The sequence below is a fragment of the Dactylosporangium darangshiense genome, assembly GCF_039537565.1.
GTDB classification, from domain to species: Bacteria; Actinomycetota; Actinomycetes; order Mycobacteriales; family Micromonosporaceae; genus Dactylosporangium; species Dactylosporangium darangshiense.
Window position 1 is genome coordinate 290,587 of sequence record NZ_BAABAT010000008.1, and the last position, 16,429, is coordinate 307,015.

Consider the following 16,429-nt stretch of genomic DNA (forward strand, 5'->3'; position numbering starts at 1 on the left):
TGAATGATGTGAACATCCGGATCTACGTGCGGCCGACGTTCCACAGGCGGACGGCGCCGTCGGCGCCGCCGGAGATCAGCATGCCGCCGTCGGGCGCGAAGGCCAGGGCGTGCACCGCGCCGTCGTGGCCGTCCAGGGTGTGCAGGTGGGCGCCGGTCGCCGCGTCCCACAGCCGGATCGTGGTGTCCAGGCCGGCGCTGGCCAGCAGCGTCCCGGCCGGGTTGAACGCGACCGCCGTCGCGGGCTCCGTGTGGCCCGCGAGGATCGCGTGCTGTGCGCCCGCGGCCGCGTCCCAGAGGCGGATCGTGGTGTCGGCGCCGGCGCTGGCCAACAGCCCGCCGCCGGGGGCGAACGCGATGCCGAGCACGGCGCCGCGGTGGCCGTGCAGGGCGGCGCCGCCGTGGCGGGGCATCGGGTCGCCGTGGTGCAGGATGATGCGGGCGTCGTCGTCGCCGGTGACCAGGACGGCGCCGTCGGGGCTGAAGGCGAGGGCGTGTATGGCGGCGCCGCCGGCCGGGCGGTGGGTGAACGGGCGGCCGTCGGTGAGGTCGAAGAGGCGGACGGCGCCGTCGCGGCCGGCGGCGGCGAGGACCCGGCCGCCGGGGTGGAACGCGACGACGGCGGGGCCCCCGGGGTCGGTGTCGAAGGCGTGCCGCCGGCGGCCGTCGTCGGCCTGCCACACGCGCAGGGTCCGGCCGGGGCGGCGCGCGTGGCCGCCGGCCGAGGCGAGCAGGGTGCCGTCGGGGCTGAACGCGACCGAGCGGACCGGGCCGTCGTGCTCGCCGAGGGTGTACCGGACGCGGCCCGTGCCCAGGTCCCAGACCCGTACCCGGCGGTCCTCGCCGGCCGCGGCGAACAGGGCGCCGTCGGGGCTGACGGCGACGCCGTAGACGGCGGGCGCGCCGCGGACGATGCCGCCGGGGGAGAACGTGCGCAGCAGGGCGGGGCGGGTCCGCGGCCGGGCGGTGGGCGGCGGCGGTGCGGCGGGCGCGGGCGCGCGTTCGGGCTGCACGGCGCCGCAGGCGATGACGAGGTCGGGGTGCTCGACGGCGACGGGCGCGATGCGCAGCTCGCGGTGGAGGAGCTCGGCGACGAGCGGGGTGCGGCTGGCGCCGCCGACGAGGAAGACGGCGGCGACGTCCTGGGGGGACACCCAGGCCTCGCGCAGGGCGGCGACGGTGCGCTCGACGGTGCGCGTGAGCAGCGGCGTCGCGGCGCGCTCGAACTCCTCGCGGGTGATCGAAAGCGGCCCGACGAGCGGCACGTAGAGCTCGGCGACGGGTGCGGTGGTCAGTCCCTCGCGGGCGGCGCGGGCGCCGTGCCACAGCCGCAGCCGGGCCGCGGCCTCCTCGGGGGAGCGGGGGCGGTCGATGCGGTTCCAGGCCGGGGCGGAAGGCGTGCGGTCGCGGGCGAGGCGGACCACGGCGGCGTCGAGGTCGAGGCCGCCGGCGTCGAGCAGGCCGCCGGCGGCGGCGATGGAGAAGCCGTCGGCGGCCTGGCGCACGACGGTGACGTCGAACGTGGCGGCGCCGAGGTCGTAGACGACGAGGCAGCTGCCGGCGGGGATGTGCCGGTCGAGCAGGGCGGTGTAGTACCGGGCGGCGGCCACCGGCTCGGTGAGCAGCTCCGTCTCGCCGAGCCCGGCCAGGCCCGCCGCCTCGACGAGCAGGCGGCGCCGGTCGGGCCGCCACGCCGCCGGGTGGGTGAGCACCGCCGGCGGGACCGCGCCGGCCGCCGAGGTCGCCCGGGCCGCCTCGCCGGCCACCCGGGCCAGGACCGCGGCGACCGCCTCGACGGACGGGGTCTCGCGGGCCGAGGCCACCGGCAGGTCCGAGTCGAACACCTGGGGGCGCAGGGTGCCGTCCGGGCCGGCGAGCGCGGCCACGGTCGTCGAGGTGCCGAAGTCGATGCCGAGGCGGTGTACCCCGAAGGTCACGGGCCCCATCGTCGAACGCGACGGGCCGTTCGGGCATCGGCCGCACGGGCCGATCGGCGGATCAGCCGGTGAACGCTGCGTGAAGGGCGGTGCCGAAACGCTCGATGTCGGCGCCGGTGGTGTCGAACGCGGTCATGAACCGCACCAGGCCGCCCTCGCCGGGGCGCGAGCCGTCGCCGTCCAGCGCGGCCACGACGTGCCCGGGCAGGTCGGCGAAGACCGCGTTGGTCTGCACCGGCAAGGCGGGCCCGGTCCCGGAGATCCCGGTGAGGACCTCGGCGAGCCGGGACGCCGCCCGGTTGGCGTTTTCCGCGTTGGTACGCCAAAGCTCCCCCGACAGCAGCGCCACGAACTGCGCCGAGGTGAACCGCGCCTTCGACAGCAGCTGCATCGCCTGTTTGTGCAGGTAGCGGCGCGGCTCAGCGAGAGCCGGATCGAGGAACACGACGGCGTCGGCGGCCAGGGCGCCGTTCTTGGTCCCGCCGACGCAGACCACGTCGGCGCCGCTCGCCGCCTCGGCCAGGCCGGTGCCCAGCGCCACGGCGGCGTTGGCCAGGCGGGCGCCGTCGACGTGCAGCAGCAGGCCGTGCTCGTGCGCCGCGTCGGCGATCGCGCGGAGCTCGGCGAGGGAGTACACGGTGCCGAGCTCCGTTGGCTGGGCGATCGACACGGCGCGGGGCCGGGCCGCGTGCGGCGGCCCGCCGCCGGCGGCGAACGCGGCGACCTGCTGCGGCGTGATCCGCCCGTCCGGCGTGCGCACGGCGGTGAGCCGCGCCCCGATGAACCGCTCGGGCGCGTTGCACTCGTCGGCGAAGACGTGCGCGGTCTCGGCGCACAGCACGGCGTCGTACGGCTGGACCATCGCGGCGAGCGCGATGACGTTGGCGGCGGTGCCGGTGACGGCGAGGACCGTCTCGGCGTGCTCGCCGAAGTGGGCCCGGAACAGCTCGTGGGCCCGCGCCGTCGTCTCGTCCTGCCCGTAGGAGGGCGCGTGGCCCTCGTTGGCCGCCGCGATGGCCGCCAGGACGTCCGGGTGTACGCCCGCGGTGTTGTCGCTGACCAGGATCACGCCCGGCAATCTACCGCCCGGCCAACCGGCGCCGCCCCGGCTCGGGCGGGCCGGGCGCGATCCTGGTCAGCGGCGGCGGCGATGCAACAAATCCTGCAAACGCCGACGCATTGACCGGGGTCTTTCGGGCGTTCTAGGGTTCGAGGAAAGCGCATTCCTAGGAGGGAGCGGCCGATGCGCCGCAGATCTGTGCTGCTCGCGGGGGCCCTCGGCGGGCTGGCCGGCGTCGCGTCGGTCGCTCGAGGGGCCTCCGCGTGGCCCGGGCCCTACATCACCGTCGCGGCCGACGGCAGCGGCGACGTGAGCACCATCCAGGCCGCCGTCGACGCGGTGCCGGCGGGCAACACGGGACCGTTCACGGTGAAGATCAGGCCCGGGACGTACCACGGACAGGTCGTCATCCCGGCCGACAAGCCCTTCATCGTCTTCCGCGGGCAGGGTCCGGACCCCACCGCCGTCGTCATCAGCGACGACCGGGCCAACGGCACGCCCAAGCCCGACGGCAGCGGCACCTGGGGCACGTCCGGCAGCGCCTCGGTGACGATCTCCGGGCACGACTTCAGCGCGCGCAACCTCACCTTCGCCAACACCTTCGACGAGGACGCGCACCCGGAGTTCACCGGGCACCAGGCGGTCGCCGTGCTCACCCGCGCCGACCGGATCGTGTTCGACAACTGCCGCTTCCTCGGCAACCAGGACACGCTGTACCTCAACAGCCCCGACGCCGCCACGAACAGCCGCGTGTACCTGCGCAAGTGCTACGTCGAGGGCGACGTCGACTTCGTCTTCGGCCGGGCCACCGCCGTGCTGGACCGCTGCACCGTGCACTCGCTGGACCGCGGCTCGGCGACGAACAACGGCTATGTGACCGCGGCCAGCACGTCCCTGAGCAACCCGCACGGCTTCCTGCTCGCCGAGTGCCGGCTGACCTCCGACGCGCCGGCCGGCAGCGTCTCCCTCGGCCGGCCCTGGCACCCGAGCAACGACCCGGCCGCCGTGGCGCAGGTGACGATCCGCGACTCGGTCATCGGCGCGCACGTCGGCGCGGCGCCGTGGACGGACTTCGGCACGTGGCCGTGGCGCGACGCCCGCTATGCCGAGTATCACAACCGCGGCCCGGGCGCGGCCGTGACCGCCGACCGGCCACAGCTCAGCGCCGCCGAGGCGGCCGCGTACACCCCGGCGGCGTACCTGTCCGGCCCCGACGGGTGGGACCCGGTCCGCTGACTGGGAACTGGACCGCGACCGGCCCGGGCGCGCCGGTTAGGCTCCCGGCCGTGAGCGAACGCGTGCGTGACGGATACCGGCTGACCAGCGACCCGGCCCGGGTCGACAGACCCACCGTGCACCGGTGGCTGTCCGAGGACTCCTACTGGGCCGCCGGGCGGGCGTTCGACGTCGTGTCGCGCTCGGTCGACGGCTCGGTGCCCTACTCGATCCACCTCGGCGACGAGCAGGTCGGCTTCGCCCGCGCCGTCACCGACGGTGCCACGTTCGTGTGGATCTGCGACGTCTACATCGCGCCCGCACACCGCGGTCGCGGCCTGGGCGGGTGGCTGGTCGACTCGATGGTCGAGGACTTCACCGCCGCCGGCATCCTGCGGCTGCTGCTGGCCACGCGCGACGCGCACGAGGTGTACCGCCGCAGCGGTTTCGAGCCCTTGGCCGGCCCGCAGCGCTTCATGGAGATCGACCGCCGCCCGACCCGGGACGAGATCCTCGCGCACCTCGGCGAGGCGTGACGCAGGCTCAGATCGAGCGCATGCACCAGACCGCCTTGCCGTCGGCGGTCGGCCGGGTGCCCCAGCGGTCGCACAGCGACGAGACCAGCTGCAGGCCCCGGCCGTGCTCGTCGTCGGGGGTCGGTCGCTGCTTGCGCGGCAGGTACTGCGCCGTGTCGTGCATCTCGAGGACCACGTGGGTCGTCGTGCGCCGCAGCCGCAGCTGGATCGGCGGGCGGCCGTGCAGCACCGCGTTCGCGGCCAGCTCGCTGACCACGAGCACCAGGTCGTCGACGACGCGCTGCGGCGCGCGCCACCGCCGCAGCGTGGCGTCGACCAGCCGGCGGGCGTCGCGGACGGCGCTCTCGTGCGCCGGGATGTGCCGGATGACCGACTGCTCCTCGCCGGGCTCGCCGACGACCCGGGTCAGCAGCAGCGTGATGTCGTCGTCGGGGCCGTCCGGCAGCAGCTTCGACACCAGGCGGTCGGGCACGTCGCCGAGCGGGCCCGAGACGTCGCCGACGAGCGCGGCCAGGGCGAAGATGCCGCTGTCCAGGTCGCGGTCGCGGTGCTCGACGAGGCCGTCGGTGTACAGCGTCAGCAGCGCACCGACCGGCAGTTCCACGCGCTCCTCGGCCAGCGTGTGCGGGCCCGTGCCCAGCGGCGGGCCGGACGAGGTGAGCGGCCGCGGCGCGGCGCCCGGCAGCACGAGCAGGGGCGGCAGGTGGCCGGCGTTGGCGTACGTCAGGCTGCGCTCACCGGGGTCGTACACGGCGTAGACGCAGGTCACGATCTGGTCCTCGCGCAGGTCCCGCACGACGCCGTCGAGGTACTCGAGCACGTCGGCCGGCGGCAGGTCCAACCGGGCGTAGGCGCGCACCGCCGCGCGCAGCTGCCCCATGACCGCGGCGGCCGGCACGCCCCGGCCCATGACGTCGCCCATGACGAGGGCGGTGCGGTCGGCGCCGAGCTCGATCACGTCGTACCAGTCGCCGCCGACCTGCGTGCCGGCCACGCCCGGCCGGTAGTAGGCGGCCACCTCGAGGTGCTCGGGCGCGATCGTCACCGGCGGCATGAGGCTGCGCTGCAGCTGGTCGGCGATGCTGTGCTCGCGGGCCGCGGCCTCCTGCGCGGCGGCCGCGGCGGCCAGGGCCTGCTCGGCCCGGCGCTGCTCGGTGATGTCCTGGTTGGAGCCGCGCAGCCGCGCCGGCCGGCCGGACGCATCGCGCTCCAGCTCGCCGATGGTGCGGAACACCCGCAGCCCGCCGTCCGCCATCTGCACCCGCGACTCGTAGTCCAGCGGCGCGCCCTGCACGGCGGCGTCGATCGCGGCCTCGACCCGCTCCCGGTCGGCGGGGTGGACCCGGTGGTTGATCAGCGCCCTGGCCTGCTCGTCGAGCAGCTGCTCGGCGGTGACGCCGAACTGGCGCAGGAACTCCTCCGAGCCGCGGATGTCGCCGGTGGCCAGGTCGAGCTCCCACGAGCCGACGGAGGCCAGCCGCTGCGCCTGGTCCAGCAGCTCCCGGCTGCGCTGCAGCTCGTCGCGGGTGCGCCGGACGCGGTCGAACTCGAGGTTGGCCCGCACCCGCGCGCGCAGCTCGCGCGGGCTGAACGGCTTGACGAGGTAGTCGTCGGCGCCGGCGTCGAGGCCCTCGACGGTCGCCTCGTCCCCGGCCCGGGCCGAGAGCATGATGACCGGCAGATGCCCGGAAACCTCGTCGGCACGCAGCGCGGCCAGGAACGCGAAGCCGTCGAGGTTGGGCATCATCACGTCGGTCAGCACCAGGTCGGGCGACTCCGTGCGCAGCTTGCGCAGCGCCTGCTCGCCGTCGACGGCCTCGCTGACGCGGTAGTCGGCGCCGAGGATGCGCCGCACGTAGTCGCGCATGTCCTCGTTGTCGTCGACGATGAGCACCCGCGGGGCGCCGGGGTCCGGCCCGGACAGCGCCGGCGCGTCGGCCGGCAGGGCGGTCCACCGCTCGACCTCGGCGAGGAAGCCGCGCACCTGGGCCGCGGTGCTCCCGCCCGCGGGCGCCGGGCCGGCGTCGTCGGCCTGGGCGGCGCCGTAGGGCACGTGGACCGTGAACGTGCTGCCCTCGCCGGGCCGGCTGTGCACCCCGACGGCGCCGCCGAGCAGCGCGGTGAGCTCGGCGACGAGGGCCAGGCCGATGCCGGAACCTTCGTGGTTGCGCGAGCGGGCGCCCGCGACCCGGTGGAAGCGGTCGAAGAGCCCGGCCTGGTCGGCGGGGTCGATGCCGATGCCCGTGTCGCTGACCGCGAGCGTGGCGCCGTCGCCGTCGTGCACGAGCCGGACCGTGATCGTGCCGCCGAAGGTGAACTTCAGCGCGTTGGACAGCAGGTTGAGCACGATCTTGGCCCACATCTCGCGGTCGGCGTGCACCGGCCGGGGCAGTGGCGGGCACTGCACGACGAGCCGCAGCCCGGCCCGCTCGACGGCCGGCGCGAACATGCCGGCCAGCTCCGCGGTTAGCAGGTCCAGCTCCAGCGGCTCGCGGCGCGGCTGCAGGCGCCCGGACTCCAGCTGCGAGAAGTCCAGCAGCGTGTTGACGAGCTTGAGCAGCCGCTCGGCGTTGCGGCGGATGACGTCGATCCGTTCCCGCTGGGTCGCGCCGAGCGGCTCGGCCGGGTCCGCGAGGGCGTCCTCGGCCGGGCCGAGCAGCAGCGTCAGCGGGGTGCGGAACTCGTGGCTGACGTTGGTGAAGAACGCGGTCTTGGCCTGGTCGATCTCGGCCAGGCTCTCGGCCCGGCCGCGCTCGGCCTCGTAGGCGCGCGCCGTGGTCAGCCGGGCGGCGACCTGCCCGGCGACGAGGTCGACGAAGCCCGCGTAGGCGGCGTCGAAGGGGCGGTACCGGTTGAGGCCGGCGACGAGGAAGCCGTACGGCCGCCCGCCGCCCGGCTGCGGCAGCGCGACGAGGCGGGCCTCGGTCGGCGGCTCGTCCCACGCGCCGGAGGGCAGGCCGGTGAGGCCGCCGATGGTGAGCGGCGCGCCGTCGATGACCGGCCACATCGCCGGGTCGGCGCACGGGTGCCCGGCCGGGACGCCGGACGCGCCGGCGAGCACGGCCTTCTCGCCGTCGAAGAGGTAGGTCAGCGTGAACGGCAGGTCGTCGGCGCGCTCGCCCAGGTGCCGGGCCACGGCGGCGAACAGCTCGGCCTCGCCCTGCGTGGCGTCGAGCCCGGCGGCCAGGTCGCGCAGCGTCGCCATGCGGCGCTCGGCGATGACGCGGTCGGTGTCCTCGCTGACCACGCAGAGCATGCCGGCGACCGCGCCGGCGTCGTCGGTCAGCGGGCTGTACGAGAAGGTGTGGTAGGTCTCCTCGGTGAAGCCGCTGCGGCTCAGGAACAGCCGCAGGCCCTCGTCCCAGGTCGCCTGGCCGGTCTCGAGCACGGTGCGGATGCGCGGCCCGGCCTCGTCCCAGGCCTCGGCCCACACCTCCCGGGCCGGGCGGCCCAGCGCCCACGGGTACTTCTTGCCCAGCGTGTCGCGGCGATAGGCGTCGTTGCACAGGAACGTCAGGTCCGGGCCCCACGCCATCCACATCGAGAAGCGCGAGCCGAGCATGGTCCGCACGACGGTGCGCAGGCTCTGCGGCCACGACGCCGGCGGCCCGAGCGGGGTCGCCGCCCAGTCGACCGCAGCCAGGTCGCGGCTGACCTCCGTGTCGCCGAAGAACGGTTCGGCCGGGGTTTCGCCCATCCCTGTCAGCGTACGCACATCGGTGCTTTTTGCGCAGCGCGGTGAGATCGTGACAGCAACACCCCCCGCCACCTGGAGGCGCCATGACAACGCTGTCGTATGCCGTCGGGGCCGCCGACGGCCCCATGCTGGGCGAGACGATCGGGGCCAACCTGGAGCGCACCGCCGCCCGCGTGCCCGACGCCGAGGCGCTCGTCGACGTGCCGACCGGGCGCCGCTGGACCTACCGGGAGCTGCTCGCCGAGGTGGAGGCGGTCGCGCGGGGTCTGCTCGCGCGCGGGGTGGCCAAGGGGGACCGGGTCGGCATCTGGGCGCCGAACTGTCCGGAGTGGACGATCCTGCAGTACGCCACCGCCAAGATCGGCGCGATCCTGGTGAACATCAACCCGGCGTACCGCACCCATGAGCTCGCCTACGTGCTCGACCAGTCCGGCGTCGGCCTGCTCGTCTGCGCGCAGCAGCTGAAGACCTCGGACTACCGCGCGATGGTCACCGAGGTCCGCCCGGACCTGTCGGACGTGGTGTTCATCGACTCGCCGGACTGGGAGGGGCTGCGCACGCGCCTGGCGCCGGAGGAGGACCTGCGGGCCCGGGAGGCGACGCTCGCCTTCGACGACCCGATCAACATCCAGTACACGTCGGGCACGACCGGCTTCCCCAAGGGCGCGACGCTGTCGCACCACAACATCCTCAACAACGGCTACTTCGTGGCCGAGACGCAGGGCTGGACGGAGGCGGACCGGGTCTGCCTGCCGGTGCCGTTCTACCACTGCTTCGGCATGGTGATGGGCAACCTCGGCGCGACCAGCCACGGCGCGTGCATGGTCATCCCGGCGCGGGCGTTCGACCCGGCGCAGACCCTGGCGGCGGTACAGCAGGAGCGCTGCACGGTCCTCTACGGCGTGCCGACGATGTTCATCGCCGAGCTCGCGCTGCCCGACTTCGCCTCCTACGACGTGTCGAGCCTGCGCACCGGCGTCATGGCCGGCTCGCCGTGCCCGGTGCACGTGATGAAGCGGGTCATCGCCGACATGGGCATGACCGAGGTGACGATCTGCTACGGCATGACGGAGACGTCGCCGGTGTCGACGCAGACGGGCCGCGACGACGACCTCGAGCGGCGGGTGTCGACGGTCGGGCGGGTCGGCCCGCACCTCGAGGTGAAGATCGTCGACCCGCAGACCGGGCTGGTCGTCCCGCGGGGCACGGCGGGCGAGCTGTGCACGCGGGGGTACAGCGTGATGCTCGGCTACTGGCGCGCACCCGACGCCACGGCGGAGGCGATCGACGCGGCCCGCTGGATGCACACGGGCGACCTGGCGACGATGGACGACGAGGGGTACGTCAACATCGTCGGGCGGATCAAGGACCTCGTGATCCGGGGCGGGGAGAACGTGTACCCGCGCGAGGTCGAGGAGTTCCTCTACAGCCACCCCGACATCGTCGACGTGCAGGTGATCGGCGTGCCCGACGAGCGCTACGGCGAGGAGCTGATGGCCTGGGTGCGGCTGCGTGACGGCGCCGCGGCCCTGACCGCCGAGGCGGTGCGCGAGTTCTGCTCGGGGCGGCTGGCCCACTACAAGGTCCCGCGCTACGTGAAGGTCGTCGACGCGTTCCCGATGACCGTGACCGGCAAGGTCCGCAAGGTCGAGATGCGGGAGGTATCCGCGCGGGAGCTCGGTCTTACGATGACTCACCTGTGATCGACCCGCCATCGATGGTGCGGCTGCCCCCGTCGTATCAGCCGCACCACCGACGGCGAATCGGCCACCGCCCTGATCGTATATGATTATCGTATATGATTGTGGCCCGCCCCGGCCCTGTCAAGACTGGATGTGGCACGTGCAGCCTGAGCCCTCCAAGCACGAGATCGCCTACCGGGAGATCCGCGAGCGCATCATCGACGGGCGATACGGGCCGGGGCGCCGCCTGGTGCTCAGCAGCCTGGCCCGGGAGCTCGACGTGAGCCCGGTGCCGGTGCGGGAGGCGATCCGCCGGCTGGAGGCCGAGGGCCTGGTGCAGTTCGAGCGCAACGTGGGCGCGCGGGTGGCGACGCTGCAGGACGACGAGTGGGAGCGGCTGGTCGAGATGCTGGCGCTGCTGGACGGCTGGGCGTTCGCGGCGGCGGCGCCGCGGGTGACGCCGGCGGACCTGGCCGCGGCGCGCGAGTTCAACCGGGCGCTGCGCGAGGCGGCGTCGGCGGAGCAGATCGAGCACGGCGCCGTGATGCTGCTGCACCGGCGGTTCCACCGGGTGCTGTACCGCTGCTGCGGCAACCGCTACGTGATCGAGTCGCTGGACACCATCTGGGATCGCATCGACGCCTCGCGGGTGCTGGTGACGCTCTACCCGTCGCTGCGGCTGTCGACGGCGGTGGACGAGCACGATGCGCTGCTGGACCGGCTGGAGCGGGGCGAGGACGACGCGGCGGTGCTGGAGTCGTGCGCGCGCCAGCACAACCTGAACGCGATCCGCACGATCCGCACGAGCGTCGGACCTTGAGCGTCGGAAATTAAGAAGACCGGCATCCACGGGGGAAGATGCCGGTCTCGCGTTCAACTATACGACGCTCACAGGTCGTCCGCCAGTGGCAGTTCCGCGACGAATTCGTCACCGAATGCCGACGGGGACCTTCGGGTTGCGCAGGCCCTTGGGCAGGGTGGGCTCGTTGGCGGCGAGCTCGACCTCGAGGAAGCTGGTCTCGTGCCGTTCGGCCTCGTAGGCGGCGTGCCCGCCGCGCAGGCCGAAGAGGCGCTTGGACAGCAGGATGTACAGCACCGCGGCGATGTTGATGACGAGCGCGCCGACGCGGGTGACCGTGACCTTCTCGCTGATCTCGTAGATCTCGATCGGCAGGCCGAGGGAGGTGGCGACGACGGCGAAGTACTCGCCCCAGCGCTTGAGCAGCCACAGGCCGATGCCCTCGACGAGCTGCAGGGTGCCGTAGACGCCGAGGCCGGCGGCGACCCAGAGCAGCGTCTTGGACTCGGCCTCGATGACGGTCCGGATGGTGTGGATCATCGCGGAGTCCTCGAACCGCCAGCCGATCTTGTCCATGAAGGGGCGCAGCAGCGGCAGGTCCTCGTTGAAGGCCCGCTCGACGCCGTCGCGGTGGCTGCGGAAGTGGTACACGCCGTAGGCGGCGGCGAGGCACAGCAGGCCCTTGATGAACCGCTCGAGGGACAGCAGCCGCAGGATGAGCGCGTCGCGCAGGGCGCGCCCGCGCAGCACGATCGGCGCGCGCTCGGCGGGGCCGGTCCGATGCGGATCGCCGATGACGAAGTCCCCGCACCGCAGGCAGCGCCATGCGGCGCCGACCGGGGTGATGGCGTGCAGCTTCTCCCGGAACGCGTCCTCGGTGGGTGCGTAGGTCACGTGTCCGCGGCGCGCGCAGGTGCGTAGGTTCCAATCCACGCGACCTTGATACCGCATCCGCGCCAGTGGCGCGTCGCTCAGGTCGGCTTTACGGCTTCGGGGCGTTGCTGCTTGACCGGGGCTCCCACGCTGCGCCGGACCTGGACGGGCACCGATGGCGACGGGTGCTCCTGGCGGCTGGTGGCGACGAGCAGCACGCCGACGAGCGCGGCGGCGACGATGCCGTCGAGCCAGTAGTGGTTGGCGGTGCCGGCCACGACGAGCATGGTGAGCAGCGGGTGTGCCAGCCACAGCCAGCGCCGGCGGGTGCGGGTGGCGTGGATGAGCCCGGCGGCGACGACGAGCGCCCAGCCGACGTGCAGCGAGGGCATGGCCGCGTACTGGTTGCTGAGGGTGTCGGTCTGCGGCGGCCCGTAGACCGACGGCCCGAAGACGGCGGCGGTGTCGACGAGCCCGAGGCTGCCGAGCATCCGCGGCGGCGCGAGCGGGAACACGAAGTGGATGGCGAGGCCCATCGCGGTCAGCCAGGCCAGGATGCGCCGAAACCGGATGTAGTGTTCCGGGCGGAAGCAGTACATGAAGACGAGGAACGCGATCGTGGCGGGGAAATGCACGACGGCGTAGTAGATGTTCGCGGTCCGGACCAGGGCCTCGGAGTTCAGCAGCAGGTGCTGGAAGCTCGCCTCGTCGGGCAGGCGCAGGACGCGTTCGAGGTGCCAGACGAAGTCGGCGTCGGCGTAGGCGGCGCCTACGCGGCCGTCGACGGCGAGGCGGCCCACCTTGTAGGCGAGGAAGAGGCCCAGGACGAGCAGGAGCTCCGTCCAGGCTCTGGGCCGTAACCGTGCGGTGTGATCCCGTTCACCTGCCCAGACCCCCGTGTTCATCAGGTGAAGTTACCTGATGTTGCGGTCCCGGCAATATTGCTGATTGGGCACCCATACCGTGTCGTGCGTCACGAGTTTGTTTATGCTTCAAATATCTACGCTTACGTGGTCACTCAAACTGGGGGTTACATGAGCACTCGGGCAGATCTCGCGATCGCCGCGCTTCGCAAGGGCCACGACGACCTCTCGGCGCTGGTCGCCGGCCTGACCGCGGAGCAGCTGACCGGCCCGTCCGCGGCCAGTGAGTGGGACGTCTCGCAGGTCGTCAGCCACCTCGGCAGCGGCGCCGAGATCAACCTGGAGGCCGTGCAGGCCTCGCTGGAGGGCCGCGGCGCACCGGAGTTCGAGTTCAACAAGGGCGTCTGGGCCCGCTGGGACGGCATGACGCCGCAGGAGCGCCAGGCCGCGTTCCCGGAGGCCAACCGGCGCCTCGTCGAGGCGTACGAGGCCTTCACGCCGCAGCAGCGCGAGTCGCACAAGATCGACGTCGGATGGATGCCGGAGCCGGTCGACGTGGCCACGTCGGCGCTGCTGCGCCTGAGCGAGTTCGGCTACCACGACTGGGACGTGCGGGTCGCGCTCGACCCGTCGGCGACCATCGCTCCGGAGGCTGCCGCGCTCATGAACGACCGGGTGGAGGGGTTGCTCGGCTGGATCGCCAAGCCGGCGAACCTCGACGGCCGCACGGCGCACCTGCTCGTCCGGCTCACCGACACCGGCGAGACGTTCGGCCTGCAGCTGGCCGAGCCGGTCGCGCTCACGGCGGCGCCCGAGGCGCCGGACGGGGAGCTGGAGCTGCCGCTGGAGGCGTGGCTGCGCCTGGCCGCGGGCCGCCTCAAGCCGGCGTACACGCCGGCCTCCGTGCAGGTCACCGGCGCCATCACGCTGGACGACCTGCGCGCGGTCTTCCCCGGCTACTGATGCCGCGACGGTACCGCGGGCCGGTGCTCCGGCCCGCGGTACCAGCGCTTTGCGCTGCTTACTTCTTCTTCAGGCAGAGGGCGCTGCCGTTCTTGCCCTCGGTGCCCTCCCAGTACGTGTTGGTCGTGTCCGGCCACTGGTCGCAGACTTTGGTGAACGGGTCGTTGACCTCGCTCTGGGGCTTGTCGCCGACCTTGCCGAGCACTTCGAAGTCCGCGTCGGCGGTGTCGCACTTGACGATGGCGAGCTCGTTCTCGCCCTTCTGGTGCAGGCAGTCGCCGACCTTGGCGTTCAGCGGCGCGTTCCTGGTTGCGAAGTACGCGGCAACGCCAATACCGCCGCAGAGAACGACGAGCACCCCCAGGATGATGAGGATGCGCTTGCCGGCGCCACCGCTCTTCGCCGGTGGCGGCGGGGGAGCGAACGGGGGCTGCAGAGGCGGCTGCTCCTGCGGCGCCGGCGGCTGCGCGTCGGGTGTGGTCATGGTGTTGGAGCCTCCCGGGTCCAGTTGTGTACCCGGGTAGGCGTACCGGCTCCCGGTCACAGTTGCGCCGAACTGTCCGGATTCCGACTGATGATCATGTCATTATGCTGCTTGCCAAAGCGCGGGGACGTTCGGCGGCTCCCATCCCGGCTGCGCAGTGTGCCCCTGCAGGCAGCGGTACATAACACCCGCGTAGGTGACCCGGTCCCCGGTCGCGTACGTCCGCCCGTCCGCCCAGGTGGTCCCGCCGGGCGTCGACGGCGGCGTGCTCGGCGGCGTCGTCGGGGGCGTCGTGGGCGGTTGCCCGGGCACGTCCAGGACCACGTCGAAGGTGGCCTCCCGCCCGCCGCTCACCGTGCGGACGGTCATGAGCAGCGCCGGGTCGTACAGCGTATCGGTGTTGTTGCGCGGCTCGCCCGGGAAGTACAGCTGCGTGGTCAGCACGGGCCGGTTCGGCGCCTGGACCTTCACGTGGATGTGCCGGGTGCGCCCCGGGTACAGCCCCGGCACGATGGTCGACAGCGTGTACGCGCCGCGGGCGTCGGTGAACTGGTGCCCGCGCAGCCGGAACCCGCTGTTGTCGTACGCCCCCGAGTCGTCGGCCTGCCAGAAGTCCAGCAGGGCGTTCGCGATCGGCTGGCACGCGATGCCGAACACGAACCCGCTCAACGTGAGCCGCGTGCCCGGAATCCCGCTCGCGATGGCGGTCCGCAGCGGCGAGTTCGGCTTGAAGTAGGGCCCTTCGATCTGCTCGTGCGTCTCGTCCCCGTCGTCACACATCGGCGTGGGCTGCAGCGGCGCGTCCTGCGCGTCCGCGCGCCCGAGGACGGGCCCCGCACCGAGCAGCATGGGCACCGGCGCCGCCACGATGGCGGTCCTGAGCAGCTGCTTGCGCGTGATCCCGCCCCGCGGCGGTCGTGCTTCGTCCTGTTCGCTCATGGCGCTTCCGTGCCTTCCTCGGCCTCCTGGGCCCGTCGGTCGTTCCGTGGGGGTGTCCCGCTCGGACCGACCTTAGGAAGCGCATCAGTATCAGTCGATGGACTTTGCGCCGCTCTCCTGGTGCTTTTCGCGGTACTGCCCGGGTGTCACACCGACCTCGCGCCGGAAGAACCGGCAGAAGTACGCGGGATCGTCGAACCCCGTCGCGCGCCCCACCTGCGCGACGCTGAGACTCGTCCGCGCGAGCAGCCGCCGCGCCTCGAGGGCCTGCGCACGCCGGATCAGCCGCCGCGGCGTCTCCCCGGTGGCCGCTTTGACGGCCTCGGTCAGCCGTGCGGGGCTGACACCCAGCCGCCGCGCGTACCCCGCAACGCTCGGCTTGTTCGTTTTGATTGTTCGGTTGATCTGGTCCGCCCCGCCGGCCAGGAGCCGCGCAAAGCCCGCCGCAAGGTCTGCGCCACGCCCGGTTTGCTCGTTTCGCTCCCCGAGCCGGTGCGCCCGGACTATGAGGACGTGCAACAGCGCGGGCAGGACGCTCTCGAACCCGGCCGGTCGATCGGCGTACTCCCGCACCATCGCGCCGAGGATGTTCTGCAGATCCCGCGCATCGCGGGCCCGCAGCCGCACGGCGGGCGCGGCCGCCAGCAGCAGCCCGCGGTCCCCCGGATAGCCGAGCAGCGCGTCGTCGCCGAACACGAGCACCCGCCCGGCCAGCCCGCGCGCTTCACGCCAGTGATGCACCTGCCCCGGCACCACGACGAACACCTGAGGCGGCCGCAGCGGATACTCGGCGAGATCGATGACATGCGCCCCGGTACCGGCGGTCAGCAGCACAATCTCGTAGAACGCATGCCGATGCGGAAAGTCCGCCTGCGCCATCGCCCCGAACCACGCGAACCCGCCGACGGCCAGCGGCACAGGCGCGGCCTCCGGCACCTCGAGCTCGTGCCGCGGCAACACATCTGTAAACACTCCTTACGGTAACGCACAGACCATCGTTCGCGCTCCATCCCACGCATTGACGGCAGCGAGTTATGATTCGTAACGCTCCGCATCGGCGGTGAAGATCGGTTAGGTGGCATCGGCTAAGCTGGTGGATGAAACCGGACCCCGCCGCCAAGCCCGCGCCGGCCCGGTTGCCTCTTCCAAGTCGTGCGCCTCAACTCCTGCACCTCAACTCCTGCACCTCAACTCCTGCACCTCAACTCCTGCACCTCAACTTCTGCACCTCGGCCGCTGCTGAGTCGGCCTCGGCACCGCCGGCCCGCTCCCGCGCTTCCGCGCTTCGCGCGCTTCCGCGCTTCGCGCGCTTCCGCGCTTCGCGCGCTTCCGCGCTTCGCGCGCTTCCGCGCTTCGCGCGCTTCCGCGCTTCGCGCGCTTCC

13 protein-coding genes are annotated in these 16,429 nt (G+C 73.0%); 5 read left to right on the forward strand and 8 right to left on the reverse strand.

Annotated elements, in window-relative coordinates:
• Positions 1 to 22: 22 nt before the first annotated feature.
• Both ABD901_RS18375 and ABD901_RS18380 read right to left on the reverse strand, forming a co-directional pair.
• On the reverse strand, positions 23 to 1,936 hold the full coding sequence (locus tag ABD901_RS18375) for an Hsp70 family protein (RefSeq protein WP_345128181.1): 1,914 nt from the start codon (positions 1,934 to 1,936) through the stop codon (positions 23 to 25).
• Between the two features lie 61 nt (positions 1,937 to 1,997).
• Positions 1,998 to 3,005 (reverse strand): threonine aldolase family protein, encoded by a 1,008-nt coding sequence (locus ABD901_RS18380; protein WP_345128182.1) that lies wholly within the window; start codon positions 3,003 to 3,005, stop codon positions 1,998 to 2,000.
• Positions 3,006 to 3,179: 174 nt separating this feature from the next.
• Here ABD901_RS18380 and ABD901_RS18385 point away from each other — a divergent pair, with 174 nt between their 5' ends.
• Positions 3,180 to 4,232: a pectinesterase family protein gene (locus ABD901_RS18385; protein WP_345128183.1), complete on the forward strand. Its 1,053-nt coding sequence runs from the start codon at positions 3,180 to 3,182 to the stop codon at positions 4,230 to 4,232.
• Between the two features lie 50 nt (positions 4,233 to 4,282).
• Positions 4,283 to 4,747 carry a GNAT family N-acetyltransferase gene (locus tag ABD901_RS18390; protein ID WP_345128184.1) on the forward strand — a complete coding sequence of 155 codons (465 nt, stop codon included), beginning with the start codon at positions 4,283 to 4,285 and terminating at the stop codon, positions 4,745 to 4,747.
• A 7-nt stretch (positions 4,748 to 4,754) separates the two neighbouring features.
• On the opposite strand, the gene ABD901_RS18395 is transcribed toward ABD901_RS18390, so the two are convergent.
• Positions 4,755 to 8,444, reverse strand: a complete 3,690-nt coding sequence (locus tag ABD901_RS18395) for a SpoIIE family protein phosphatase (protein WP_345128185.1) — start codon at positions 8,442 to 8,444, stop codon at positions 4,755 to 4,757.
• Positions 8,445 to 8,527: 83 nt separating this feature from the next.
• Between ABD901_RS18395 and ABD901_RS18400 the strand changes: the two genes are divergently transcribed.
• Both ABD901_RS18400 and ABD901_RS18405 read left to right on the forward strand, forming a co-directional pair.
• Positions 8,528 to 10,147 carry an AMP-binding protein gene (locus ABD901_RS18400; RefSeq protein ID WP_345128187.1) on the forward strand — a complete coding sequence of 540 codons (1,620 nt, stop codon included), beginning with the start codon at positions 8,528 to 8,530 and terminating at the stop codon, positions 10,145 to 10,147.
• A 139-nt stretch (positions 10,148 to 10,286) separates the two neighbouring features.
• The gene (locus ABD901_RS18405; RefSeq protein WP_345128189.1) at positions 10,287 to 10,946 is read left to right on the forward strand and encodes a GntR family transcriptional regulator; all 660 of its coding nucleotides are present in this window, start codon (positions 10,287 to 10,289) and stop codon (positions 10,944 to 10,946) included.
• 108 nt (positions 10,947 to 11,054) lie between these two features.
• Here the strand turns inward: ABD901_RS18405 and ABD901_RS18410 are convergent, their stop codons facing one another.
• Both ABD901_RS18410 and ABD901_RS18415 read right to left on the reverse strand, forming a co-directional pair.
• Positions 11,055 to 11,858, reverse strand: coding sequence for a DUF2127 domain-containing protein (locus ABD901_RS18410; protein WP_345128191.1), 804 nt, complete (start codon positions 11,856 to 11,858; stop codon positions 11,055 to 11,057).
• A gap of 38 nt (positions 11,859 to 11,896) precedes the next feature.
• Entirely contained in the window at positions 11,897 to 12,703 is an 807-nt protein-coding gene (locus ABD901_RS18415) for a phosphatase PAP2 family protein (RefSeq protein ID WP_345128192.1), read from the reverse strand.
• A 129-nt stretch (positions 12,704 to 12,832) separates the two neighbouring features.
• Between ABD901_RS18415 and ABD901_RS18420 the strand changes: the two genes are divergently transcribed.
• Positions 12,833 to 13,624 carry a maleylpyruvate isomerase family mycothiol-dependent enzyme gene (locus tag ABD901_RS18420; protein WP_345128193.1) on the forward strand — a complete coding sequence of 264 codons (792 nt, stop codon included), beginning with the start codon at positions 12,833 to 12,835 and terminating at the stop codon, positions 13,622 to 13,624.
• Positions 13,625 to 13,682: 58 nt separating this feature from the next.
• On the opposite strand, the gene ABD901_RS18425 is transcribed toward ABD901_RS18420, so the two are convergent.
• From ABD901_RS18425 to ABD901_RS18435, 3 genes are all read right to left on the reverse strand, one after another.
• Positions 13,683 to 14,108, reverse strand: a complete 426-nt coding sequence (locus tag ABD901_RS18425; RefSeq protein WP_345128194.1) for an LppU/SCO3897 family protein — start codon at positions 14,106 to 14,108, stop codon at positions 13,683 to 13,685.
• Between the two features lie 102 nt (positions 14,109 to 14,210).
• Entirely contained in the window at positions 14,211 to 15,047 is an 837-nt protein-coding gene (locus ABD901_RS18430; protein WP_345128196.1) for a dioxygenase family protein, read from the reverse strand.
• Positions 15,048 to 15,137: 90 nt separating this feature from the next.
• On the reverse strand, positions 15,138 to 16,007 hold the full coding sequence (locus tag ABD901_RS18435) for a helix-turn-helix domain-containing protein (protein ID WP_345128197.1): 870 nt from the start codon (positions 16,005 to 16,007) through the stop codon (positions 15,138 to 15,140).
• Positions 16,008 to 16,429: the final 422 nt, after the last annotated feature.

Excerpts from the sequence above, each read along its gene's own strand:
- ABD901_RS18385 (WP_345128183.1), top strand. The coding sequence starts at position 3,180 with ATGCGCCGCAGATCTGTGCTGCTCGCGGGGGCCCTCGGCGGGCTGGCC.
- ABD901_RS18395 (WP_345128185.1), bottom strand. The coding sequence starts at position 8,444 with ATGGGCGAAACCCCGGCCGAACCGTTCTTCGGCGACACGGAGGTCAGC.
- ABD901_RS18400 (WP_345128187.1), top strand. The coding sequence starts at position 8,528 with ATGACAACGCTGTCGTATGCCGTCGGGGCCGCCGACGGCCCCATGCTG.
- ABD901_RS18415 (WP_345128192.1), bottom strand. The coding sequence starts at position 12,703 with ATGAACACGGGGGTCTGGGCAGGTGAACGGGATCACACCGCACGGTTA.
- ABD901_RS18420 (WP_345128193.1), top strand. The coding sequence starts at position 12,833 with ATGAGCACTCGGGCAGATCTCGCGATCGCCGCGCTTCGCAAGGGCCAC.
- ABD901_RS18425 (WP_345128194.1), bottom strand. The coding sequence starts at position 14,108 with ATGACCACACCCGACGCGCAGCCGCCGGCGCCGCAGGAGCAGCCGCCT.
- ABD901_RS18430 (WP_345128196.1), bottom strand. The coding sequence starts at position 15,047 with ATGAGCGAACAGGACGAAGCACGACCGCCGCGGGGCGGGATCACGCGC.